Below are 25,787 nucleotides of genomic sequence, written 5' to 3' on the forward strand. Positions count from 1 at the left end.
TTGCACTCCCCTCTCAGCAGGTTACTATCGACTGAATAACTTGCTGATTTAGAATTTGATCCCGCTCACATGTTATCCACTCAACCCCCCTCAATTTTTACTGTCAGCCGCCTTAATCAGACGGTTCGTTTGCTGCTTGAGCAGGAAATGGGGCAGGTCTGGATCAGCGGTGAAATTTCTAACTTCACGCAGCCTTCATCTGGTCATTGGTACTTCACGTTAAAAGACGACACCGCTCAGGTGCGCTGTGCAATGTTCCGCAACAGCAACCGCCGCGTGACGTTTCGCCCTCAGCATGGTCAGCAGGTTCTGGTTCGCGCCAATATCACCCTGTATGAGCCGCGCGGCGATTATCAAATCATCGTCGAAAGTATGCAGCCTGCGGGCGAAGGTGTGTTGCAGCAGAAGTACGAGCAGCTTAAAGACAAACTCTCGCAAGAGGGTCTGTTCGATCAGCAGTTCAAAAAACCGCTCCCTTCACCTGCCCACTGCGTTGGGGTGATTACGTCAAAAACCGGGGCGGCACTGCACGACATACTTCATGTCCTCAAACGCCGCGACCCGTCCCTGCCCGTTATCATCTACCCGACCGCCGTTCAGGGTGATGACGCACCGGGTCAGATTGTCCGCGCCATTGAACTTGCAAACGCACGTCAGGAGTGCGACGTGCTGATTGTCGGGCGTGGCGGCGGTTCGCTGGAAGACCTGTGGAGCTTTAACGACGAACGTGTGGCACGGGCCATTTTCGCAAGCCAGATCCCGGTCGTCAGCGCCGTCGGCCACGAAACGGACGTAACGATAGCTGATTTTGTGGCGGATTTACGCGCGCCAACGCCCTCCGCAGCCGCGGAAGTGGTGAGCCGCAATCAGCTGGAGCTGCTGCGCCAGCTGCAGAATGGTCAGCAGCGTCTGGAAATGGCGATGGACTATTTCCTGGCCAACCGGACGCGCCGGTTTACCCAGCTTCATCATCGCCTGCAACAGCAGCATCCGCAATTGCGGCTGGCCCGTCAGCAAACCGTGCTGGAGCGTCTGCGTCAGCGAATGAACATCGCGCTGGATATTCAGCTCAAGCGCGCGGTCTCGCGCCAGCAGCGTATTACTCAGCGCCTGAACCAGCAGAACCCACAGCCGAAGATTTATCGCGCGCAAACGCGTATTCAACAGCTTGAGTATCGACTGGCAGACACTATCCGCGCACGTCTTAGCATCACACGTGAACGCTTTGGCAACGCCGTGACCCACCTCGAGGCGGTCAGCCCGCTCTCGACGCTGGCACGAGGCTATAGCGTAACGACCGCCACCGACGGTAAAGTGCTGAAGCAAACGAAGCAGGTGAAAGCCGGAGATGTTCTCACCACCCGTCTGTCAGACGGCTGGGTGGAGAGCGAAGTGAAAGAGATTAAACCGGTGAAAAAAACGCGCCAGCGAAAAACCGGATAATTCTTCGTCGGTTACAAACTATACTGCTGCTATTCCCTTTTATCTGGCCTTGCCCGAACTAAGGAGAGCAGCATGTCATATCTTCACAGCGTCATTCCCCCCTATATTCTTCGTCGCATTATCGAAAGTGGTTCTGAGCCGCAGCAGCGCTGCGCCCGTCAGACGTTAACGCATGTGCAAACGCTCATGGCGCATATGCCGGGCAAACCCGCCGCGCCGCACGTCAATAAAGCCGGTCAACTGGAGCGTGATATTTACGATGCCAGACAGACGCAGGAGCTGCCGGGTACTCAGGTGCGTTATGAGGGCCAGCCGTCAAATGGCGATGTGGCCGTTGATGAAGCCTACAATTATTTGGGGGTCACTCATGATTTTTTCTGGAAAATGTATCAGCGCGATTCGCTTGACAATAAAGGCCTGATCCTGACCGGTACCGTGCACTATGGCCGGGAATATCAGAACGCCTTCTGGAATGGTCAGCAGATGGTCTTTGGCGATGGCGACGGCGAAATATTTAACCGCTTTACCATTGCCATTGACGTCGTGGCCCATGAGCTAAGCCACGGTGTCACCGAGACCGAAGCCGGGCTTATCTATTTTGAGCAGTCTGGCGCGCTGAATGAATCATTGTCAGATGTGTTTGGCTCGCTGGTCAAACAGTACCACCTCAAACAGACCGCCGATGAAGCCGACTGGCTGATTGGTGAGGGGCTACTGGCAGACGGTATTAACGGCAAAGGACTGCGCTCCATGTCAGCGCCCGGCACCGCCTATGACGATCCTCTGCTCGGTAAAGACCCGCAGCCTGGGCACATGAAAGACTTTATCAAAACGCGCGAAGACAACGGCGGCGTACACCTGAATTCAGGTATTCCCAACCGGGCGTTTTATCTGGCCGCGAAGGCGATTGGGGGCCATGCCTGGGAAAAAGCGGGATATGCCTGGTACGACACAGTTTGCGACCGTCACCTGGCGCAAGATGCCGATTTTGAGGCCTTCGCAAAACTGACGGTTGCCCACGGCGAGAAACGGTCCGGTGGCGACGTGGCGGCTGCGATAAAACAAGCCTGGGAACAGGTGGGAGTGCTGTAAATGCAGGTTCCGGAACTCACAGATGACGCCGTCGTTGAGCTGGCCCGGGAAGGCGGCGTCGCTTTTATCCCTAAGCTAAGCGGCCAACGCACCATTACGCTTTCGTCACTCAATGAGGCCCAGCGTCAGCGCGTGGTAAACATCCTGGAGCAGGCATTTCCACGCGGCCAGCCGCCGGGTGAACCCACCTCGCCGGGGAGTGGCGATCAGCGTTATTTTCGCATCCAGATAATCTGGACTCAGCACAATCAGGCCCAGTACACCGATATGATTGTGCTGGTGCCCGAGCAGGAAGCCCCTGAGTCGCTGGTCGAGCTATGGCAGAAAGGCGAAGGCTGCGTGTGTGATTAAGCTTCAGCCGGGACAAACTCCACGCGCTTTTTAGAAATCAGGCCGTGGCCGTTCTGGCAGAAGTAATCCACCGCACCGCAGGCTTTTAAGACCTGGAGTGGCTGATGACACTCCGGGCAGCGGGCTTCGAGCGCGATATCCTTATCGCAGTGCTCACAGTGGGCCACGCCATTTTGCGCTTCAAGCTCTGCGTGGCAATCCGGGCAGGTAATCGACATGATGACTCCTTTGCTGGGCATTCTGTAATACGTTGATATTAACACGCAGCACTCAGTGCGGGCCACGCAGCTGTTGCTGTAAGGTCAGCAGCAGTTCTACTTCCGCCATTCGACGGCGTGTCGTCCGGCTCACTTCTTCCGGGTCACATTCGAACAGACTTTTCTGCCCCAGAATGCGCTCTGCCAGGCAGTGCGTATAAATCGTTCCTGGAATATGCCAGCGCTGAACCCGATCGCCGTCCGTCAGCACGAGCACATCTTCTGCTCCGTGACGATCGTGGCTTATGACGCGCCCGTCATGCAGATACAGCCGTAACCCTTTTTGCCCGCCTGACGGTCCCGAATATTTGTTGAGCCAAATCTCCACCGGAATGCCACTAAGCTGCCCGCGAAGATGAGCGCTGCCCTCTGCCGTGGTGAGATCGCCCTGTTTGATCTCACGCCCAAGCCGGTCAGTAGCGGCCACCACCTGCAGCGTCATATCATCCCCGCCCCCCAGATAACGCACCGTTTCACGCAGCATCGCCAGCACATGCGTGCCGATGTCCAGGATAACGCCGTCAGGATGGCGAAGCGTGCGGGTGTCCACTTCACCCATGGCGAAGTTAAGCGCGACAGGTTCTCCTTTTGCGTTAAACCCGCTCGGTTCCTGCAAAAAACCGTCAATTCTGGCGATATCTGCAAAAGTCCCGATCAGCCCAAGCTGAACCGTTGCGAGGCGCGCCATCCAGTGGTCAAGTGCGAGCACACGGGACGCCGCACCGGGCAACGCCAGCAGCCTGTTCAGTTTTTCGAGCTGCGCGAGCGTGGCGACGATGGGTTTTTCAACCACGATCCGCGCCGCAGGAGACGCCAGGGCGTGCTCCAGCACCTCAAGATGCTGCAGAGAAGCCGTGGTAATAAACAGGGTATCAAGAGGATGCGAGAGAAGTTCGGTGAGAGAGGCGCAGCGCGTCACGCCTTCAGGGTGTCTGCCAGGCTGAACATCAAACCCCAGGCAGTGCAGTGAATCGCCATACAGATTGTGTAGTGCGGGTAAGTACGCGGTTTCCACCACCGCGCCAAGACCAACAAACCCTAACAGCATATTCTACCTCGTCGAGTAAATTACCGGGGCAAACGCCTGCCCCGGTATTGACGAGCGAGGCGTTATCAGGCGTTAGCGGCCGGTTTAGTCTGCGCATTTTCCAGCATGCGACGTACCGGAACAATGAGGACGATCAGCACCGCGGCACAAATCAGCAGCGCGATGGAGCAACGTGCGAAGAGATCCGGCAGCATATCCAGCTGGTCGGCCTTCACGTGACCGCCAATCAGACCTGCCGCCAGGTTGCCCAGCGCACTTGCGCAGAACCACAGGCCCATCATCTGCCCACGCATTCTTTCCGGTGCCAGCAGCGTCATGGTCGCCAGACCAATCGGGCTCAGGCACAGTTCCCCCAGCGTCAGCATCAAAATGCTGCCCACCAGCCAGAATGGCGACACGCCCGCGCCACCGTTATTCAGTACGTTCTGCGCAGCCAGCATCATCAGACCAAAGCCTGCGGCGGCACACAAAATACCAATAACAAACTTGGTGATACTGCTCGGACGAATGTTCATGCTGGCAAGTTTCGGCCAGGCCCAGCTGAATACCGGTGCCAGCAGGATGATGAACAGGGCGTTAATCGACTGGAACCATACTGCCGGGATTTCGAAAACACCGATCATGCGGTTAGTGTAGTCGTTGGCAAAGAGGTTGAATGACGTTGGCTTCTGCTCGAAGGCGGACCAGAAGAACGCGGCGGAGACCAGCAGAATAAAACAGACCAGAAGTCTGGCACGCTCTTTACGATTCAGGCCCGCAAAAAGGAACAGGTAGATAAAGTAGAGGGCAACGGACGCCGCAATCACGTAAACCAGCACGCTGGCTACCGCAACCGGGTTAATCACAATCACACCCTGCGCGATCAGCGTAACGATAACCGCCACACCCACAGCCAGCGCCAGCAACCATGCGCCCACGCCGTTTCTTTTCACCACCGGGCTGTTCCAGGTCGAGTCCAGCCCCACTTCGATGTCATAGCGTTTCATTGCCGGAACGGCAAACACGCGGAAGATGATCAGGGCAACCAGCATCCCGATGCCACCAATGCCGAAGCCCCAGTGCCAGCCGTGAGATTTAATCAGCCAGCCGGAAATCAGCGGCGCGATAAACGAGCCCATGTTGATGCCCATGTAGAACAGCGAGAAACCGCCGTCACGACGCGCATCGCCTTTTTTGTACAGCGTCCCCACCATGACCGAGATACAGGTCTTAAACAGACCAGAACCGAGCACGATGAACATCAGGCCGATAAAGAACAGGTTATCGCCCATGATGGCCGAAAGCGCAATCGACAGGTGGCCGAGCGCAATCAGGATGGATCCGTACCAGACGGCTTTCTGCTGGCCGAGCCAGTTATCCGCCAGCCAGCCACCCGGCAGTGCGGCCAGGTACATGGTGCCGGCAAAGATGCCCACAATTGCCGACGCGTTTTCACGTGCCAGCCCCATCCCGCCGTCATACACGGTGGCGGCCATAAACAGGATCAGTAATGGGCGAATGCCGTAAAACGAGAAACGTTCCCACATCTCGGTAAAGAACAGCGAACCGAGCGGATAAGGGTGGCCGAAGAACGTTCGGCTTTCTTTTTGATTAACAGAGGATTGCATAATTCTCCCAGGAAGGTATGTGTCGTGCTTGTAAACACCAGCATGTACGCCGGCCAGTTACGTATCTGACCGATTTTTTACATGCGGCGAAAAGTTAGTTAACCATTTGATAACCAGTCGCTAGTTTTGTCTAGTACCGGACCCTGGACTTTAAGATGAAAATTCGATGATTGTCTACTTTCTTAGATTTAAACTTGGTTAAAAGTGAATAGTGATTGACATCACACAGAGTGGACTGGCGGTATGAGCGGGCGAAAAAAAGCCCGCGATTAACGCGGGCTTCAGAAAGAACGGCAAAGCTTATTTGCTTTTCTTAATGTGCTTAATCAAACGCTTACGCTTACGCATCTGGTTTGGCGTCAGGGTATTGCGCTTGTTGGCGAACGGGTTCTCCCCTTCCTTAAACTGGATGCGGATTGGCGTGCCCATTACGTCCAGTGATTTACGGAAGTAGTTCATCAGATAGCGCTTGTAGGAATCCGGCAGGTCTTTAACCTGGTTGCCGTGAATCACCACGATTGGTGGGTTATAACCACCGGCGTGAGCATATTTCAGCTTCACGCGACGACCACGCACCAGCGGCGGCTGATGGTCTTCTGCTGCCATGTTCATGATACGGGTCAGCATGGCGGTGCTCTGACGACGGGTGGAGCTGTCGTACGCTTCACGCACGGACTCAAACAGATTACCTACACCGCTGCCGTGTAACGCAGAGATAAAGTGCACGCGGGCAAAGTCGATAAAGCCCAGACGGAAGTCGAGCGTCTCTTTCACCTGCTCTCTCACCTCATTACTCAGGCCATCCCATTTGTTGACCACGATAACGAGTGAGCGCCCACTATTCAGAATGAAGCCGAGCAGAGAAAGGTCCTGATCGGAGATACCTTCACGCGCATCGATGACCAGCATGACCACGTTGGCATCTTCAATCGCCTGCAGGGTTTTGATAACGGAGAATTTTTCCACCACATCGGTGATTTTCCCGCGCTTACGTACGCCTGCGGTATCAATGAGTACATACTCACGCTCATCGCGCTGCATCGGGATATAAATACTGTCGCGGGTGGTGCCCGGCATGTCGTAAACGACCACACGCTCTTCGCCGAGGATACGGTTAGTAAGTGTAGACTTACCTACGTTTGGACGGCCCACGATAGCCAGTTTGATCGGCAGATCCTGCGGGTTGAAGTCGTCTTCAGGCTCTTCCTCGCCCGCTTCGCCGTCTTCGAACTGCGCCCAATATTCGGCGTCTTCATCGATCTCTTCCGGCGGGTTAACTTCATCAACCCACGGCAGCAGAACGGTTTCCAGCAGGCTGGTCACGCCACGGCCATGAGATGCCGCGATCGGGTAGATTTCGCCCAGACCTAAGGACCAGAAATCCGCAACCGCCTGGTCTGCATCAATACCGTCAGTTTTGTTCGCCACCAGGAAAGTGGGTTTTTCACGCGAGCGCAGATGTTTCGCAATAGCGGAGTCCGCCGGCATCAGGCCTGCGCGAGCGTCCACCATAAACAGAACCACGTCAGCTTCTTCAATCGCCAGCAGCGACTGTTCCGCCATGCGGGTTTCAACACCATCTTCTGTCCCGTCAATACCACCGGTATCAATACAGATGAACTCGCGTCCTTCTACTTCTGCACGACCGTACTTACGGTCACGCGTCAGCCCCGGGAAATCCGCAACCAGCGCATCACGGGTGCGTGTTAAACGGTTAAAAAGAGTGGATTTTCCAACGTTAGGGCGCCCGACAAGCGCGACCACAGGTACCATGTTTGAAGCCTCATAAAATTCAAATAAACGTCGCATTTGCGGCGTTTTTAAAAATGTCAAAACGGCTCCTGAGTGAACAGGAGCCGTTTAGTATACTACAACCGCTGGGTAATTAACGCGTGATCGCGTACAGCGTGCCGTCTTTTGCCTGAATCAGCAGTTTGCCGTCAGCCACGACCGGTTCCGTCAGGAAACCTGAGCTGTCGACTTTTTGCTGAGCAACAAAACGACCGTTGTCCGGGTCAATCCAGTGCATATACCCTTCGCTATCACCCACCACCAGGCTACCGTTATACAGTGCTGGTGCGGTCAGCAGACGGTGCAGCAGATCGCTTTGCGTCCACAGCGTAACACCACCTTCGGTGCTGAGCGCCAGCAGACGGTCGTTCTGATCGACCATATAGATACGGTTGCCATCAACCACGAAATCATTTACCGAGCCCAGTTCACGTTTCCACATGACCTGGCCGCTGCGCAGATCCAGCGCGGTCAGGTTACCGTTATAGGCCAGTGCGTAAACCACACCGTCTACGATAACCGGGGTCGTGTCGACATCGCTCAGACGATCGATTTCCGTTGAGCCTGTCGCCTGAGAAATACGCTGCTGCCAGATCATCTGGCCTTGCTGCATCAGTACCGCGCTTACACGACCGTTGTCACCGCCAACAATGGCAGCACCAAAGGCGGTAGCCGGCGCAGATTCACCGCGCAGGGACAAGGAAGGCATATCCAGGTTCACGGTCCATTTCACCAGACCATCGGCTTCGTTCAGCGCCTGCAGCTGGCCGTTGCTGGTGTGGATCAGTACCATGCCGTCGCTCACGACCGGACGAGACAGAGACTCACCGGCCACGGAGGTTTGCCATGCAACAGAACCATCGCTGGTGTTGAGAGCATAGACCTGGGCTTTCTCGCTACCCACGTACACATGCCCACCGGCAACGGTCAGACCGCCAGAAAGCAGTGCCGGTTTACGAGAGAACCAGCCGTCTTTTTCCGCCAGGTTAACCGACCACACTTCTTTCCCGTCATCGGCGTTAACCGCCTTCACGGTACCTTTGCGGTCAGCCGCATAGATAACGCTGTCGGCAAAAGCCGGGTGCAGGTTGGAATAAAAATCACCAATACCATCGCCCACGGAGGTGCTCCACGCGGTGGACGGGGTAAACTGGTTTTCAACAGTCGGCAGTGGGGACATTTTCACAACGTCTTCTTCGCCACTGAACAGTGAACAGCCACTCAATAACGTAACAGAAAGCAGTCCTGGCAGAAGTAATTTACGCAATTGCATCGGGTCCCTCTCAGACGGACAAATTATTTATTTTCATCTGCATCATTTCGCTCAGCGCAGGTGAAGCTTTGCTCTCTACGCCAGCTTGCCACGCTTTACGCGCGCCCGCTTTGTCACCTTTGCTCAGCAGTGCTTCACCGCGCAGATCGGCAACAATGGCAGCAAAACCTTCGCCTTTGATGGTATCGAGCGTTTTCAGCGCATCGTCAGCTTTTTTCTGCTGAACCTGAATACGAGCCAGGCGCAGATTGATTACCGCTTTCAGATTTTCATCACTGGCGGCGGTTAGCCCTTGTGACAGCAGGCTAGCGGCTTTATCCAGTTCGTTCTTATCAACGTACTGCTGCGCCACTTCCAGTGCGGCCAGCGCACCGTAGGTGTTTTTGTTGTCAGCGGCAAATTTCTCTGCCGCCGTCAGCGTTTGCGGCTGATCGGCACGGATTGCGCTAACGGTATTTTCATACGACAGCGACGCGTCACGCGCGGAGTCCGCCTGATGACTGTTCCAGTAACGCCAGCCTACCAGCGCACCGACACCTAAAATAACCCCAACAACCAGCGCCTTGCCGTTTTCGACAAAGAAGCGTTTAATCGCGTCGACCTGATCGTGTTCGTTCTCGTAAATTTCCACGCAGTCCTTCTCCTTAGCCCAATAGAGTGCGCAAGTGCGCCGCAACGCCGTCCTGCGTTACCGTTGTCTGCTCACCAGAGCGCAGGTCTTTCACAACCACTTCGCCGTTAGCCACTTCGGACTCGCCCAGCACCAGTGCAATACTTGCGCCCCATTTATCGGCACGAGCAAACTGTTTTTTGAAGTTGCCGCCGCCATGGTTGGTCATCAGCTTCACGTCCGGCAATGCATCACGCACGCGTTCCGCAAGCTGCATTGCCGCAGGCTGCGTTTCCGCGCCTGAGGCTACCAGGTATATATCGACAACGGAATCTGCTTTAAATTCCGGATTAACTGCCTGAACCAGCAAAACAAGTCGCTCAAGACCCATGGCGAAGCCTACGCCAGGGGCTGGACGGCCACCAAGCTGCTCAACCAGACCGTCATAACGACCGCCGGCACACACGGTGCCCTGGGAACCGAGGCTGGATGTCACCCACTCGAACACGGTGCGGTTGTAGTAGTCCAGACCGCGCACCAGACGCTGGTTCACGGTATAAGCAATGCCCGCAGCTTCCAGCAATTTGCACAGACCCGCAAAGTGCTCACGTGACGCTTCGTCCAGGTAGTCGCCCAATGCAGGTGCATCGTTCAACAGCGCCTGTACGTCAGGATTTTTGGAATCCAGCACGCGCAGTGGGTTGCTGTACATACGACGTTTGCAGTCTTCGTCCAGCTTCTCTTTGTGCTGCTCCAGGAACGCAACCAGTGCGTCACGGTAGTTCGCGCGTGCTTCCAGAGAACCGATGGAGTTCAGTTCCAGTGAGACATGCTCAGCAATGCCGAGCGCACGCCACCAGCGGGCAGTCAACATAATCAGTTCGGCGTCAATGTCCGGGCCCTGCAGGCCAAAGACTTCCACACCCAACTGGTTGAACTGGCGATAACGACCTTTCTGTGGACGTTCGTGGCGGAACATCGGGCCGATATACCACAGGCGCTGCTCCTGATTGTACAGGAGACCATGTTCGATGCCGGCGCGTACGCAGCCCGCCGTACCTTCCGGACGCAGTGTCAGGCTGTCGCCGTTGCGGTCCTCGAAGGTGTACATCTCTTTTTCAACCACGTCGGTCACTTCGCCGATCGCGCGTTTGAATAACGGGGTCTGCTCTACAATCGGCAAACGGATTTCGCTGTAACCGTAGCTGCCGAGCACCTGTTTGAGTGTGCCTTCAATGCGCTGCCAGATGGCGGTTTCGCCAGGCAGATAATCGTTCATGCCGCGGATGGCTTGAATGTTTTTTGCCACGTTTATTCTCTTTCTATATACAAAAAAGAACCCAAAGAATGGGTTCAATCATACATGGGAAGCGCCACGCTTCCCATCACGTTATTTTTCAACCTGCTGAATGCTGATGCGCTGCGCTTCATCCATCATTGTTGCTTTGGCACGGATGCGAGCTTCAAGCTGGTCGATCATGTCACTATTATCCAGACGATCTTTACGCACGCCATCTTCATAGAGACCACTTTTCTTGTTACCGCCGGTGACGCCGAGCGTTGACACCAGGGCTTCACCCGGACCGTTTACCACGCACCCGATGATGGAGACGTCCATCGGGGTGATGATATCTTCCAGACGTTGCTCAAGCGCATTCACCGTGCCAATCACGTCAAATTCCTGACGTGAACAGGTTGGGCAGGCAATGAAGTTGATCCCACGTGCGCGGATACGCAGTGATTTGAGGATATCGAAACCGACTTTGATCTCTTCTACCGGATCGGCCGCCAGCGAAACGCGCAGGGTGTCACCGATCCCTTCCGAGAGCAGCAGCCCCAGACCGATCGCCGATTTAACGGAACCGCTACGAAGGCCACCGGCTTCCGTAATCCCGAGGTGCAAAGGCTGATCGATCTGTTTTGCCAGCAGGCGATAAGACTCTACTGCCAGGAACACATCTGAGGCTTTTACGCTGACTTTGAACTGATCGAAGTTCAGACGATCAAGATGATCAACGTGACGCATCGCGGATTCAAGCAGCGCCTGCGGCGTTGGCTCACCGTATTTTTCCTGCAGATCTTTTTCCAGGGAACCGGCGTTAACGCCGATACGGATAGGAATATTTTTATCGCGGGCGCAATCCACCACCATGCGGATACGCTCTTCGTTACCGATGTTGCCCGGGTTAATACGCAGGCAGTCGACGCCATATTCAGCAACTTTCAGCGCAATGCGGTAATCGAAGTGGATATCAGCAACCAGCGGAACGCTGACCTGCTGTTTGATCAGTTTGAACGCCTCTGCGGCATCCATTGTCGGCACGGAGACGCGAACAATGTCCGCGCCTACACGCTCTAACGCTTTGATCTGATTGACCGTCGCTTCCACGTCAGTGGTGCGCGTGTTGGTCATCGACTGGACGGCGATAGGAGCCCCATCGCCGATTGGCACATTACCAACGTAAATCCGTTTCGATTTTCTACGTTGAATCGGAGCCTGGTTATGCATGAAAAATCTCCCGCGTTGCCCGTCTGTTACTGTGCTGCTGATTGTTCGGCATTAACGGTAAGACGCGCAACCTGGTTAGTTCTGATAAAGCGGCTCAGGTCGACAGGTTTTCCTTGATACTGGATCTGTACTGCTGCCGGAGCGCCGATTTTAAGTTTATACGGTGCCTGGCCGGTTAGGTTTAACGTGCCATCTTTACGCTGCAGACCGCTGAACAGTTTTTTACCTGTTGCATCGGTCACTTCCAGCCAGCAGTCAGCAGAGAAGTTCATCACCAGCGCATTTGGGTCCGCCGCCGGCGCAGCCGTTCCGGCCGGGTTGGTTGGCAGTGACGCAGCACCGTTGTCCGCAGGCTGAGTGGCCGCTGGCGCGTTGGTCGCGGTATCCACGTTTGCCTGAGAAGGGGCAACCACCGCGTTTGGATCCTGAGCCTGAGGCGCAGGGGTATTAGCCGTTGCGGCGGGTGCCTGCCCGGCATCGGTTGCAGGCGCATCGGTCGCGGCAGTCTGCGGCTCGCTGGAGGTGGCAGCACCTTCGGTATTCAGCGGCACGCTCTGAGCGTTGTCATTGCCGGACTGATTGAGCTCGGCGGAGGATTGATCGGCCATGGTGGTGATCTCTTCCTGCTGCGCCTTGTGGTTTTGCCACCACCATGCGCCCGTCAGGCCGATTACCACAAACAGCACCAGCCAGGTAAAGCTCATCAGCCAGCCATCACGTTTTTTACGACGTTTTCCCAGGGAGAAGGTCTGCATCGGCGCAACTTTTGCTGCGCGGACCGGTGCCTGCTTCTCCATCATTGGCAGTAATTCTTCTTCAGGGATATGCACCAGTTTTGCATAAGAGCGGATGTAACCACGCAGAAATGTTGAAGCCAGATCGGCCGGAGCCTTATCTTCTTCAATATCGCGAACCGTGGAAACCTTCAGACATAAGCGTTCTGCAACGGCTTGCTGGCTGAGTCCGAGTTGTTCACGGGCGTTGCGAAGACGAACGCCAGTGGAGAGTGCTTCATGTTGGTCGTGAGTGGCTTCAGTATTCATTCGCTACAACTACTGGTACGTGAAAAAAAAGGGTTCAGGTGCCGGTAAGTCACAATGCCACCCGCACCGCGAAAGTTCTGATCAGTTAACCTTGAACAGACAGTATAAGACTGTCAGCCCGGAGATGACAGCACAGCCCTGCCCGTCAGGATAAACTGTTGTTACGTCGTTACATACTGCCCGAAAGTCGGATGAAACGCACCGTAATTATTGATCAGTCATCACGAATCTGACTGATTATTCAGTAAGATTATGCTTCACGGCGCAAATAATGCGCCGTGAGTGCATAAGAATCAAACAGCTTTGACCGCAATCGTCTCGCCCTGCATACGTTTACGCAGGGTACGTTTGGTACGGTCAATCACATCACCTGCCAGCTGTCCGCATGCAGCATCGATATCATCACCACGGGTTTTACGCACGATAGTGGTGAAACCATACTCCATCAGCACCTTGGAGAAACGGTCGATACGGCTGTTCGAGCTACGGCCATAAGGCGCGCCCGGGAACGGGTTCCATGGAATCAGGTTGATTTTGCACGGCGTATCTTTCAGCAGTTCAGCCAGCTGATGCGCATGCTCGGTACCGTCGTTTACGTGATCGAGCATGACATACTCGATCGTCACGCGGCCCTGGTTCGCGTTGGATTTCTCCAGGTAGCGACGCACGGCGGCGAGGAAAGTTTCGATATTGTACTTTTTGTTGATGGGTACAATTTCGTCACGGATTTCGTCGTTTGGTGCATGCAGGGAGATCGCCAGCGCAACGTCAATCATGTCGCCCAGCTTGTCCAGTGCAGGCACTACGCCTGATGTCGACAGCGTTACGCGACGCTTGGACAGACCAAAGCCGAAGTCATCCAGCATGATTTCCATCGCCGGAACGACGTTGGTCAGGTTCAGCAGTGGCTCGCCCATGCCCATCATCACTACGTTGGTGATTGGACGGGTCCCGGTTACTTTCGCCGCACCGACGATTTTCGCCGCACGCCACACCTGGCCGATAATTTCAGACACGCGCAGGTTACGGTTGAATCCCTGTTGAGCGGTTGAGCAGAACTTACACTCCAGCGCACAGCCCACCTGAGAGGAGACGCACAGCGTGGCGCGGTCTTCTTCCGGGATGTAGACGGTTTCAACGCGCTGATCGCCAACAGCAATCGCCCATTTGATGGTGCCATCGGCAGAGCGCTGCTCCTCCACCACTTCTGGTGCACGGATTTCAGCCACTTCTTTGAGCTTATTGCGCAACACTTTGTTGATGTCAGTCATGTCATCAAAGTTGTCGCTGCAATAGTGGTACATCCATTTCATGACCTGATCGGCACGAAACGGCTTCTCGCCCATCTCTTTAAAGAACTCGCGCATCTGCTGACGGTTCAGATCCAGCAGGTTAATTTTTCCATTTTTATTTGGAACCGCAGGAATGGCGACTTCGGAGGTATTCACTAATTCAGACATAATTTTTTCCGGCCTCGTTGTTACACGTTATGGCCCATGGAGGGTTGAAAAGAAACGCCCCGGAAAGCAGTCTGCTCGTCCGGGGCGTTGCATTGTACAAAGTCTGGCGCAGGGATGCCACGTCTGCACGCGGCATTTACGAAAATAATGTGTAAACGAAACCGTTAAATTAACGGGTACGTGGACACACTTCGCCTTCAGCGAAGAAGAACGCGATTTCACGAGCGGCAGATTCAACAGAATCGGAACCGTGGGTGCCGTTCTCGGTGAAGCTGTCTGCATAGTCAGCGCGCAGGGTACCAGCCAGTGCGTTATCCGGGTTGGTCGCACCCAGCAGGTCACGGTGACGCTGTACTGCGTTTTCGCCTTCCAGTACGGATACAACGATCGGGCCAGAAGTCATGAACTCAACCAGACCGTCGAAGAATGGACGACCTTCGTGCTCAGCGTAGAAACCGCGAGCCTGCTCAACGGTCAGGTGCAGCATTTTGGTGCCAACGATTTTGAACCCTGCTGATTCAAAGCGAGCAAAGATGCTGCCAATAACGTTTTTTGCCACCGCGTTTGGTTTGATGATGGAAAAAGTACGTTCAATAGCCATGATAACCTCTGTAAATGTTCTGTTGTTTTTCATACCTGAGTATGGTGTGGCGCGGATTATAATGAGCAATAGCGCCATTGCCTATGGATTCAGGTAACATTTTTTTAAAATGAGACGAAGATTAGCAACAGCTCACAGCAGAAGAGACGTTTAACGCTACTGCAGCGTGAAATTCACCGTCGCCACCTGCCCCGCTTCATCCATCACCAGCACCTGATAATCGCCTGATTTATCAAGCTGCAAGGTGTAAACCCGGCTCTTCACCGCCAGCGGTTCGCCATTCAAAAACCACCAGCGTTCACCGCTATTGCCGGTGGCCTGTAGCGGTAACGAGACGCGGGATTCCCCCGGCAGACGCTTGATAACCGCGCCTTCACGCACGCCAGTCAACATCAGCGGTGCAGGTGAGTCCTGCGATAAGGGCGGACAGGTAGCCGATGGCGAAGGGATCCGTGCTGAGCGCCGCTCGGCTGCAGGCAGCCAGGGTTCCAGCGGCAGCGGCCAGACATCCAGAACTTTCTCGGTCGCATCCGGGCAGTCTGCCGCCACGCGTTTGCCCTCTTTATCCAGCCAGACCGGGAAACGGATCCCGCGAATACCTTCCTGTTCCGGTAGGAGCAATGTCGGCGGCTCGCTGCCGTCCAGCAGCCAGGTCGCCAGGCGACGACGGCAATTTTCGCTCCCTTCCGGCAGCGACTGGCCGCCCGGCCAACAGATGACGCCGCGTCCCACACCGTCAGGACGCGGGTCGCGTGGCAGACGCGCCTGATCGAGCGTTGAACCAGACTGCAGAACATTATTCACCTGGTTAAGCAGAGGTACCGCGCTCGCAAACCCAAACTGACCCGCCACAGGCGTGCCGTCCGGTCGTCCGGTCCAGATCCCAATAACGTAACGGGCATTCAGCCCTACCGCCCATGCGTCACGGTAGCCATAGCTGGTTCCCGTTTTCCATGCCAGAGGTACCACCTGAGGCAGCGCATTGTCCGGCAGAGGCTGCGCCTCATTGGCCAGAATACGGCGAATGATCCACGCCGCCCCCTGGGATAACAACGGCCGCTCTGACAAGGGATCGCCTGGCTGTAAGCGCAGCCGGCCCGCTTTACCGTGTCGGGCGAACGCGCTATAGGCCGCGGTGATATCGGCCAACCGCGCCCCTGCCCCGCCCAGGATCAGCGATAAATTCGGCTGTGCGCCAGCAGGTAAAATCAGCGGCAAACCTGCATTACTCAACATCGCAGCAAAACGTTTTGGTCCGTATGCCTCGAGCACCTGCACGGCGGGCAGATTAAGGGAACGTACCAGCGCTTCACTCATACTCACCGGCCCATGGAATCCACTGTCGAAATTACCCGGGCGATAATCCCCCGTTTTTCTTGGAACATCCTGGAGCAGCGATGCCGGGTGGATCAAACCGTCGTCCAGTGCCATACCGTAGATAAAGGGCTTGAGCACCGATCCCGGCGATCGGATCGCATTCACCATATCCACATGGCTAAACCGGGTGTCATCGTTAATGTCGACCGATCCCACCCAGCCACGCACTTTCATATCCGTATGATCGACGACGATCATTGCCAGCGAACTGCGTGCTGGCAGGCGGGATTTCCAGTTCATCGCCAGTTCTTCAAGCTGCCGCTGCAGCGACGCATCCAGGGTAGTCACAATTTTTGTATCGCGACTTTTGCTGAGCATCATGCGCGAAAAGAGCGGTGCCAGCTGCGGCATTTGCCGGGGCGCCAGCCATACCGCTTCTTCACGGGACTCCTTAACCTGGCTTGCCGACCAGACGCCCTGCGTCACCATCCGATCGAGCACTTTGTTGCGTGCCGCTTCTGCACGTTCCGGCCAGCGGTCTGGACGCAACCGGCTTGGCGCCTGCGGCAATACGGCGAGCAGCGCCGCTTCGGAATAGCTGAGCTGCGAAGGTGGTTTGCCGAGGTAGGTCCAGCTTGCCGCACCAATCCCCTGCAGCGTACCGCCAAACGGGGCGCGGTTAAGATAAAGCGTGAGGATGTCGCGCTTAGAGAGGTGCCACTCAAGCTGCATGGCTCGCCAGAGCTGACGAATTTTGCCACCAAAAGTACGCGGATGCGGATCCAGCAGGCGCGCCACCTGCATGGTGAGCGTGCTGCCGCCTGAGACAACCCTCCCGGAGGTAAGATCCTGCCAGGCGGCGCGCAGCACAGAGAACGGATTCACGCCTGGATGGTCCCAGAACCAGCGATCTTCATACTGGATCAAGGCTTCAAGATAGCGGGGAGAAACCTCTTCGAGAGTGACCGGATAGCGCCAGATCCCTTCGCTGTCGGCAAAACGCCAGAGCGGTGTGCCTTTTTCGTCCACCACCACCCGTGCGGGGTTGACCTCTTTCAGAGGCAACGGCCACAGGCGATCAGCGGCCAGGATCAGCCCCCATAAAACGAGAAGCGCTCCCGCCAGCCACAGCCAGCGGGAGCGTATCAGACGTACAAGCCGCATATTACGGTACAACAATCAGCGGGCCACTGGCCGCACCTGTTGCCCGCCACTGCGGAACATACATGGACTCCACCATCGGGACCGGCACCTCATAGGTTCCCGGCGTCACGGCGCGCGCCAGATAAACCAGCGTGACCGGCTGCCCTTCGTTAACCGGCACCGCCGCCACAAAGCGATCGTCGCGGAATTCCATATGCTGAATATCCGCCTGCTGCATCTGACTGAGCAGGTTCTGCACTTCACTGCCGCTATCCTGCAGGCTGGCGCTGCTGCTCGCCAGGTTCTGGTTTTCCAGTTCCAGTCCCGCCGGGAGGAGATCGACAACCAGCGCATCCGGCACGTTCTGGCTGGCCTTCACTTCAAGCCATACCAGCACCAGCTCGCCACTCTTCAGGGACGTGAGCGACTTTGTGCTGCCGTCGGTTGCCAGAATATGGCGCTCAATCTGCAGCACGTTAGACGATGGCTGAGGTGCAGACGCCGGATAACCGGTGCTATCAAGGCGTACCCACAGCGGTGTGCTACCGGTATTGGCCACCTGCAGCGCGCCAAGCTGGTCGCCGTTCACGTTCTGTACCAGAGCTTTATCACCGCCTGATGCGGTATTCGCCAGAGACGTTTGCGCCTGCCATGCGCCGGATAAAGTTTGCAGCGAGCGTCCGGCCAGGAACAGGGCGTTACTCTCCTGGGTCGAGAGCCAGCGCTGGCTGAAAGCTTGTTCCGACAAGGCGTTCAGCAGCGTATTTTGCGCATCCGGCAGAAGCTTGTACTCCTCAAGCAGAGAGAGCATCAGCGCATTATCACGAAGCGCACTGCCATAATCGGCCATCCAGTTTTTGCTGTCGTTACGCGGCGTTTTGATGGCCAGACCCAGCGCCTGCTGGCTGCGCGGTGCGTCGCCCATCAATTTAAGCGCCATCCCCAGCTGCATCAGCGGCAGCCCGGAAGCGGCCTGTCCGTGACGTTCCCAGATTTCACGCAACGCACCAAGCGGGGCTTTTTGCTGACGAGCCAGCACCAGCGCGGCATAGGCCTGCACCGCAAATTTACTGGCCTGGGTATCATCGCTGTAGCGGATGGACATCATGCCCGGGTCCTGCAGGTAACGCAGCAAGCGGCTGTTGGCGTTGTTAACCGCCTCAGCAGGCACGCTGTAGCCCTGCTCGCCTGCACGAACCAGGAAGTCAGTGACATAGGCGGTGAGCCAGTACTCCTCCGGACCGTTTTTATCCCAAAGCGCGAAACCTCCGTCATCACGCTGCATTTGCAGCAGACGGGAGATCCCGATATCAATGGCTGCACGGCGCTTGTCATCCGTATCTCCTTTGATGCCAAGCGCGGTCAACTGCGCCGCGTTGGTGTAGAGCGACGGGAACAGACCACTGGTGGTTTGCTCCAGACAGCCATACGGGTATGCCTGCAGCTCACGAATATAGCGCGCCAGATTCAGAGGCGGTTTCCCGCTCAGCAGCAATTGTCCCTGTAGCGTGGCAGGAGAGAAGCCATTAAGGTGCTGCGCCGGTGCACTCCACGACTCACCAGGATTCAGCATGGCACCGGTGTTAACGGTCTGCGCCGGGAATGCCGGACGAACGCCGATTTTCCAGCTCTTCTGTTGTGCAGCGAAAGTCTCGCCCGGCAGCTGCAGGCCGGTCACCTGAGCGGTCACTTCACCATCACCGTAGCCATCCAGCGCACGTACCGGTATAAACAGGGTGCTGCGCGCGCCCGGCGGTAACTTCACGGGCTGCGGCTGTGCGCCCTCAAGCGACAGCTTGCCGGTAGCGGTAAAGGCAACGTTCAGCGTTTGCGGCTGGTCCGTCAGGTTGGTCACATCCAGCGTCAGGCGTGAGGTATCGCCACTTGCCAGGAAGCGCGGCGTGTTCAGTTCGGTAATGATTGGGGCGGCGACAATCACTTTACCTTCGCTGCTGCCGAAATCATCTTCCGTCCAGGCCTGCGCCATCAGACGCAGCTCGCCATTGAAGTCTCCAATGGGCAGCGTCACGGTCCCTTCACCGTTAGCATCGAGCTCGATCGGCTGCGCCTGCTGGGCAATGATAGTCACGTGGTTCACCGGTGGTTTACCGCCGCGCTTAAGCTCATCGCCGTCACCACCAAAGCGCAGTGCAGCCATGCGGCCCTGCCCTTCAATGACCTGACCGTAAATATCGTAGATATCCGCGCCGTAGCGCTTCTGACCGAAGAACGCTTCCCACGGATCCGGGGTAACGTAATCGGTGATGTTCAACACGCCGCTGTCCACTGCCGAGATCAGCACATTCACTTTCTGCGGAACGGCGCCGTCTTTGACGCTGGCCTTCACCTTCACGGACAGCGTCTGGTTTGGCCGCATTTTCTGCGGATTTTCCAGCGCGACATTCAGGCGGCGATTCTCATCGCCCATCGGCAGATGCAGTAACCCGACGGCACGTTTCGGCGTCGCTGATTTGGATTTATCGCCAGGGCGTACCACCAGCGTGCTGAGATAGAGATCGTGACGTTTCCAGGCCTTATCCACCGGGATTGAGAGATCGAGCCCGTTGGCCGGTACGTCGATCTCTTTCCACCACAGCGGCCCTTCGCTGGACTCGATCATCGCATAGCCTTTACCCGCCGCCGGAGCAGCGATATGCAGCTGGATGGTATCTCCCGGCTGATAGGAAGGCTTGTCCAGTTTCATGGTCACACGGTCAGGGCGAGCGGCACCGGTGCCGTCGCTATTATCCTGCCAGCTGTAGCCGGCCCAGAAGCGCACGCTGCTGACCATGTCGTCCGGCGCTTTGACCTCCAGACGGTACGAGCCCCACTCCACCGGGAAGGTCACTTTACCGGTTTCATCGGCCTTGAGGGTCAGCTCCTGCTCGCCCTCCACCAGGTCTTTCTGATCAAACTGTGACTGCCAGCCATCGCTCTCTGACCAGTTCCAGTAGTAGTCACGGCGCTCACGGATCAGGCGAACCTGTAACCCGGAAACCGCCTTTTTTGCCCCGCTAGCATCGGCATAGACGATATCAAAGCTGGCATTGCCGTTTTCATCCACGATCGGCTGGTTGACGGTAGTGTCAGTGCGGTAGTCATAAACGGCCTTACTGGCAAACTGAGGACGAATACCCGGCAACTCGGCCGCCGGCCAGATGGCCTGCTCAGCACGGCGCGTCACCGGGCGACCGCCCGATTCCAGAAGGCTGGCCTGCAGGATCAGCTGCAGCGGTGAATGCGCCTCTTTCCACTGGCTTTCGGTCGAGACCTGTCCGCGCCCCTGTTCATCAAGGGTTAGCTGAACTTCATCCAGGCTGCGGCTCAGGTTCTCTTCGGCGATATCACCGAACTGGAAGCCCGGCAGTGCAGCAACAGCTTCGCGCAGCGGTCGCAGGAAAAGCTGGCCTTGCAGGGAATTTCCGTTGGCAGGTGCGCCATACAGGTAATAACCCGCAATGTTAAAGTCGACGTTATCCTCGGTGGAAACCGGCGCTTTTTGTCCCGTCAGATTAAGCGCCATACGCTCCGGCATAAAATCTTCAACGTGGAAATCCCACAGGCGCTGTTGGTTATCGCCGGTATTGGCGCGGATATGCCACATACCGGTCTGCGCCCCGCCGTCCAGGGAATAATTGAAGCGATAGAGGCCGTTCTCAGGCTGGACGACAACCGTGCGCGCCACCTGTCCGTCCGGGCGCAGTACGTCGAGTTTAACCGGCTGGGCAGGAAGCGGTTTACCGTCGCTGTCGCGCAGCAAACCATTGAGGATCACCGTTTCGCCAGGGCGATAGAGATCGCGCGGGCCAAACATAAAGAATTGCTTGCTGTAGCCTGGGCTACCTGCGATATCAAACTCCGCCAGATCGAGGGCCGGAAGCTTGAGGTCAAGCAGCGTGGTCTGCCCGTCTTTACTGGCCAGAATCAGCGCGGCTTCTTTGTCAGTCTCAAGTTTTGCGTGGCCGTCAGCATCGCTGTTCGCTTCGGCAAGCGTCTGCCCTTTATCATTCAACAGGGTGACGGTAACGCCGGATTGCGCCGCGCCATCTTCCAGGCTCTGGGTGAAAATATCCAGACGGTTATGATAACGGTGAGCGGACAACCCAATATCACTTAAGGTAAAGAGCGTCGCGGCATTGCTGTAGTTATAGTGCCCGGCCTGATTCATGACCGCGATGTACACGCCTGACTGCTGGAGCGGCTTAATATCCCGCAGCGGCAACAGCAGTTTTTCACGGGTGTTGCGTGCCGGATTGAGGTCAAACCGGCCGGTATACACCAGGTCCGCCATTTTGAGCAGATTATCGGACTCCCAGTTAGTCAGGGAGTTACGGTACTCCCACTGGCTGACAAAGGAGGCCAGGGATTCAGGCTTCACGCGGTAGAAATTCACGTCAACATTGTTGACGTTGAGCGCCATTACCGGCAGACCTTCCACCACCTTGCCCGGCAGCAGCGAGCCACGGCTGGCAAAACCGACCGTCGGTTCAACATCCCGGGTAGTCAGGGCTTTTTCGTAATCGATACCAAATGTCGCTTTGTTCAGCGCCTGCAGATCACGTTCAACGGTGACAACCAGATTGCGGTTGGGCTCCAGATGGCGCAGGCGTAGCTCTTTCAGGTTAGGTGCGAGTTCCCACGCCCCGTCAACCTTGCCGCTTTTTTTATCCACCACATGCACTGTTTTGGCGAAATCCTGATCGGGATTGAGCGGAACAGAGAAGGTCAGCACCAGCGTGGCCGCGCCATCAAGCTGCACCTCTGAGGTATCCAGCAGGGTGAGCGCTTTGCCCTGACTCTGTGCCGCCAGCGTTGCCAGCTTTTCAGCGTCCGGCTTTTCCGGTGCTTTCGGTGTCGTTGCTGTGGATGCTGCGGGAGCCGCAACCTGAGAGTTATCGTCGCTGTTATCACAGCCGACAAGCGAAAATGTGGTAAGCAGCGCGAGAGAAATCGCGGCTAAGCGAAACGGTGTCATCCTTTGTCCCTGGCCCATGGAGCCTGTTGGTCGTCTTCCGGATAAGTATTATCCGCAAGTTTCATTAATACAAAAAGTCTAATTTTAGAATCTGGAAAGCACCTCGCAGAGCGACGACGCCTTTACTCAGGCACTGCTATGCCGATCACAGTCGCAAACGTCACATGTTACCTTTTACGTCATTTGTTTTTAAAACAAGAAGATAGCTGGATTACCTCGCCTTTAGCCTGCTAGCTTTAAGCTCGAGACGCACCCCGAGTGCGCGGTTCACTAAGAGTGACAGTCATGAAACGAGCCGTGAACGCCCTACAAAATTTCGGAAAATCGTTGTACGGACCGGTACTTATCTTACCGATCGTCGGTCTGTTTATCGCATTTGGTAACGTCCTGGGGAACGGTAACCTCGCAGAGTATGTGCCGTTTCTCGGCCATCCGCTGATTCAGCATGTTGGTCAGCTTATCGCGAAATCGGCCGTGTCAGTACTGGTTAACCTGGCGCTGGTGTTTGCCGTCGGGATACCGATTGGCCTGGCCACGCGTGATAAAGGCTATGCGGCCCTGATTGGCCTGGTGACCTTTGTTGTTTTCATTAACGCGATGAACGTTACGCTGCAGCTCCAGGGCGAACTGGCCCCCGCTGACCAGATGAAAGCCGCCGGGCAAAGTATGGTGCTGGGCGTGCAGGTGCTGGAGATGGGCGTTTTCGCCGGGATCCTGACCGGGGCGCTGTCCGGATACCTGTACAACAAATACTCCGGCGTACAGTTTAACGGCGCGATGGCCATCTATTCCGGCCACTGTTTCGTCGCCATCGTCATGCTTCCTGTCTCAATGCTGCTCGGCGTCGTGATGAGCGAACTGTGGCCATTTGCCCAGCATGGCATCAGCGCACTGGCGCTGGCGATCAAAGGTTCCGGGCCTTTTGGGGTGGCCATTTACGGCTTCCTGGAACGCATTCTGGTGCCGACCGGCCTGCATCATCTGGTCTATACCCCCTTCCTGTATACCGAACTTGGGGGGACGCAAGAGGTATGCGGCACGGTTTATCAGGGCGCACGCAATATCTATTTCGCCGAAATGGCTTGTCCGGAAGTGAAGCAGTTGAGCAGCACGGTAGTGTGGGACGCGCGCGGCATCAGCAAAATGTTTGGCCTGCCCGCGGCGGCGCTGGCGATGTACATGACCGCCAGGCCGGAGCGCAAAGCGGCAGCCAAAGCCATCCTGATCCCGGCAGCATTAACCTCTTTGCTGGTGGGCGTTACCGAGCCGATTGAGTTTTCGTTCCTGTTCGTCGCTCCACTGCTGTTTGTGGTACATGCGGTGCTGACCGGCATCGGCATGATGCTTTTCTCCCTGTTCGGTGTTCATGCCATCGGCGCTAACGGAATTATCGATTTTATTCTTTATAACCTGCCGCTCGGCACGGAGAAGTCCAACTGGCCGATGTACATCGTGGTCGGGCTCATCATGTTCGCGCTCTATTTTGTGGTGTTCCGCTTCCTGATCCTGCGCTTCAACATGAAGACGCCGGGACGCGAGGATGACGATCAGGAGACGCGCCTGTACAGCAAACAGGAGTATCAGGCGAAGGGGAACAATGACGGGCTGGGTGAATCCATCGTGGTGGGACTGGGAGGCCGGGAAAACATTGAGGTAGTGGATAACTGCTACACCCGCTTACGCGTCACGGTGAAGGATGTCTCCATCATCGACGAGCCGCGCCTGAAAGCGACCGGCGCGAAAGGGATTATCAAACAAGGTAACAACGTTCAGGTGGTCTACGGGCTGCATGTCAAAAAAATGCGAGAAGCCGTTGAGACGTTTCTCTGAGAGGAGCTAAAGATGTTTACACCCCCTTTTATTCTGTCGATTGCCGGTGGCGGCAGCACCTATACGCCAGGTATCGTGAAAAGCCTGATGGTACGCCTGCAGGACTTCCCGCTGGCCGAGATTCGCCTCTACGATATCGACGAAGCACGCCAGAACACCATTGCACCGGTGGTGGAGAAGGTCATTCGCGACCATAGCCAGAGCATTACCTTCACCGTGACCACAGACCCGGAAGTCGCATTCAGCGGGGCGCACTTTGTCTTCGCCCAGATGCGTGTCGGCCAGTACAGAATGCGTGAGCAGGATGAGAAGATCCCGCTGCGCCACGGCGTGGTGGGCCAGGAAACCTGCGGTCCTGGCGGGCTGGCATACGGCCTGCGCACGATCCTGCCGATGGTCGAGCTGATCGATCTGGTGGATCGCTACGCGCATGAAAAAGCCTGGATCGTGAACTATTCCAACCCGGCAGCGATCGTTGCGGAAGGGGTGCGCCGCCTGCGACCGGACGCCCGCGTGCTTAATATCTGCGATATGCCAGTGGCGGCGATGCGTAACATGGGGGCCATTTTGGGTGTGGACCGCCACAAGCTGGAGGTGGACTACTTTGGTCTGAACCACTTCGGCTGGTTTACCCGCGTGCGGGTGGACGGCGAGGACAAGCTGCCGGAACTGCGTCGGCATATCGCGAGGTTCGGCCTGCTGACGGAAGATGCGGCCAAAACCGACCCGCAGCACTCGGATCCGTCGTGGGTGAAAACCTGGCGCAACATCAAGCCCATCATGGATAACTTCCCGGAATATCTGCCAAACCCCTATCTGCAGTACTACCTGATGCCAAACCAGATTGTGGAACATCAGAATCCGGACTACACCCGCGCGAACGAAGTGATGAACGGGCGTGAGAAAAAGCTGTTTGCCGCCGCAGAAGAGTATAAGCGTACCGGGATTTTACCGGATGCCTTCCACGTGGGCGTCCACGGCGAGTTTATTGTCGATGTCGCCTGCTCGCTGGCATTTAACCTGCGTCAGCGCCATCTGGTAATGGTGGAAAACCGCGGGGCGATAACCAATCTGCCGTACGATGCGGTGGTAGAAGTCCCGGCCTACATCACCTCTGAAGGGCCAGAGCCTATCCGCGTGGGTCGGGTCCCGCTGTTCCATCAGACGCTGCTACAACAGCAGCTTGCCTCTGAACAGCTGCTGGTGGAAGCGACCATTGAAGGCAGCTACGAAAAAGCGCTACAGGCGTTCACCCTGAACCGCACCGTGCCCACGATGGAGCACGCGAAAGCGATTCTCGATGACATGATTGACGCCAACCGTGACTACTGGCCTGCGCTGCAAAAAGCCTGGCAGAACGGTGAAGCGGTGAAAAAATAGGGTCGTGCTCGCGAGTTGAACGTGGTTTGCTTGTCGGTGTCAGAAAAAACACCGACA

The 25,787-nt window shown here is 56.3% G+C and carries 18 protein-coding genes; 5 read left to right on the plus strand and 13 right to left on the minus strand.

Annotated elements, in window-relative coordinates:
• Positions 1 to 69 precede the first annotated feature (69 nt).
• From xseA to L462_RS11040, 3 genes are all read left to right on the plus strand, one after another.
• Positions 70 to 1,443, plus strand: coding sequence for an exodeoxyribonuclease VII large subunit (gene xseA, locus L462_RS11050; protein ID WP_032678682.1), 1,374 nt, complete (start codon positions 70 to 72; stop codon positions 1,441 to 1,443).
• Between the two features lie 72 nt (positions 1,444 to 1,515).
• Positions 1,516 to 2,535 (plus strand): M4 family metallopeptidase, encoded by a 1,020-nt coding sequence (locus L462_RS11045; RefSeq protein ID WP_014171157.1) that lies wholly within the window; start codon positions 1,516 to 1,518, stop codon positions 2,533 to 2,535.
• Positions 2,536 to 2,886 carry a protealysin inhibitor emfourin gene (locus L462_RS11040; RefSeq protein ID WP_032678683.1) on the plus strand — a complete coding sequence of 117 codons (351 nt, stop codon included), beginning with the start codon at positions 2,536 to 2,538 and terminating at the stop codon, positions 2,884 to 2,886.
• On the opposite strand, the gene L462_RS11035 is transcribed toward L462_RS11040, so the two are convergent.
• The 13 genes from L462_RS11035 to L462_RS10975 form a co-directional block, all read right to left on the minus strand.
• The gene (locus L462_RS11035; protein WP_032678684.1) at positions 2,883 to 3,104 is read right to left on the minus strand and encodes a zinc ribbon domain-containing protein; all 222 of its coding nucleotides are present in this window, start codon (positions 3,102 to 3,104) and stop codon (positions 2,883 to 2,885) included. The genes L462_RS11040 and L462_RS11035 overlap by 4 nt on opposite strands.
• Positions 3,105 to 3,156: 52 nt before the next feature.
• The gene (locus L462_RS11030) at positions 3,157 to 4,191 is read right to left on the minus strand and encodes a Gfo/Idh/MocA family oxidoreductase (protein ID WP_032678685.1); all 1,035 of its coding nucleotides are present in this window, start codon (positions 4,189 to 4,191) and stop codon (positions 3,157 to 3,159) included.
• Positions 4,192 to 4,256: 65 nt separating this feature from the next.
• Entirely contained in the window at positions 4,257 to 5,798 is a 1,542-nt protein-coding gene (locus L462_RS11025; protein ID WP_032678686.1) for a peptide MFS transporter, read from the minus strand.
• 300 nt (positions 5,799 to 6,098) lie between these two features.
• Positions 6,099 to 7,571 carry a ribosome biogenesis GTPase Der gene (gene der, locus L462_RS11020; RefSeq protein ID WP_020883033.1) on the minus strand — a complete coding sequence of 491 codons (1,473 nt, stop codon included), beginning with the start codon at positions 7,569 to 7,571 and terminating at the stop codon, positions 6,099 to 6,101.
• Positions 7,572 to 7,683: 112 nt separating this feature from the next.
• A complete protein-coding gene (gene bamB, locus L462_RS11015; protein ID WP_014171163.1) occupies positions 7,684 to 8,862 on the minus strand; it encodes an outer membrane protein assembly factor BamB in 1,179 nt (392 codons plus the stop codon).
• 10 nt (positions 8,863 to 8,872) lie between these two features.
• A complete protein-coding gene (locus L462_RS11010; protein WP_020883032.1) occupies positions 8,873 to 9,493 on the minus strand; it encodes a YfgM family protein in 621 nt (206 codons plus the stop codon).
• Between the two features lie 13 nt (positions 9,494 to 9,506).
• Positions 9,507 to 10,781 (minus strand): histidine--tRNA ligase, encoded by a 1,275-nt coding sequence (gene hisS, locus L462_RS11005; RefSeq protein ID WP_020883031.1) that lies wholly within the window; start codon positions 10,779 to 10,781, stop codon positions 9,507 to 9,509.
• Positions 10,782 to 10,862: 81 nt separating this feature from the next.
• On the minus strand, positions 10,863 to 11,981 hold the full coding sequence (gene ispG, locus L462_RS11000) for a flavodoxin-dependent (E)-4-hydroxy-3-methylbut-2-enyl-diphosphate synthase (RefSeq protein ID WP_014171166.1): 1,119 nt from the start codon (positions 11,979 to 11,981) through the stop codon (positions 10,863 to 10,865).
• Between the two features lie 26 nt (positions 11,982 to 12,007).
• Entirely contained in the window at positions 12,008 to 13,024 is a 1,017-nt protein-coding gene (gene rodZ, locus L462_RS10995; RefSeq protein ID WP_014171167.1) for a cytoskeleton protein RodZ, read from the minus strand.
• A 293-nt stretch (positions 13,025 to 13,317) separates the two neighbouring features.
• Positions 13,318 to 14,484 carry a dual-specificity RNA methyltransferase RlmN gene (locus L462_RS10990; RefSeq protein ID WP_014171168.1) on the minus strand — a complete coding sequence of 389 codons (1,167 nt, stop codon included), beginning with the start codon at positions 14,482 to 14,484 and terminating at the stop codon, positions 13,318 to 13,320.
• A 169-nt stretch (positions 14,485 to 14,653) separates the two neighbouring features.
• Entirely contained in the window at positions 14,654 to 15,085 is a 432-nt protein-coding gene (gene ndk / locus L462_RS10985) for a nucleoside-diphosphate kinase (protein WP_003860625.1), read from the minus strand.
• A gap of 156 nt (positions 15,086 to 15,241) precedes the next feature.
• Complete coding sequence (gene pbpC, locus L462_RS10980; protein ID WP_032678687.1) at positions 15,242 to 17,566, minus strand: peptidoglycan glycosyltransferase PbpC; 2,325 nt, start codon at positions 17,564 to 17,566, stop codon at positions 15,242 to 15,244.
• 1 nt (position 17,567) lies between these two features.
• Positions 17,568 to 22,520, minus strand: coding sequence for an alpha-2-macroglobulin family protein (locus L462_RS10975; RefSeq protein WP_032678688.1), 4,953 nt, complete (start codon positions 22,518 to 22,520; stop codon positions 17,568 to 17,570).
• Positions 22,521 to 22,805: 285 nt separating this feature from the next.
• Between L462_RS10975 and L462_RS10970 the strand changes: the two genes are divergently transcribed.
• Together L462_RS10970 and L462_RS10965 are read left to right on the plus strand one after the other, a co-directional pair.
• Positions 22,806 to 24,350 (plus strand): PTS transporter subunit EIIC, encoded by a 1,545-nt coding sequence (locus L462_RS10970; RefSeq protein WP_020883028.1) that lies wholly within the window; start codon positions 22,806 to 22,808, stop codon positions 24,348 to 24,350.
• Between the two features lie 12 nt (positions 24,351 to 24,362).
• Entirely contained in the window at positions 24,363 to 25,730 is a 1,368-nt protein-coding gene (locus L462_RS10965) for a 6-phospho-alpha-glucosidase (protein ID WP_014171173.1), read from the plus strand.
• Positions 25,731 to 25,787: the final 57 nt, after the last annotated feature.

This window comes from Enterobacter sp. BIDMC 26 (assembly GCF_000534435.1).
Lineage (GTDB): Bacteria > Pseudomonadota > Gammaproteobacteria > Enterobacterales > Enterobacteriaceae > Enterobacter > Enterobacter ludwigii.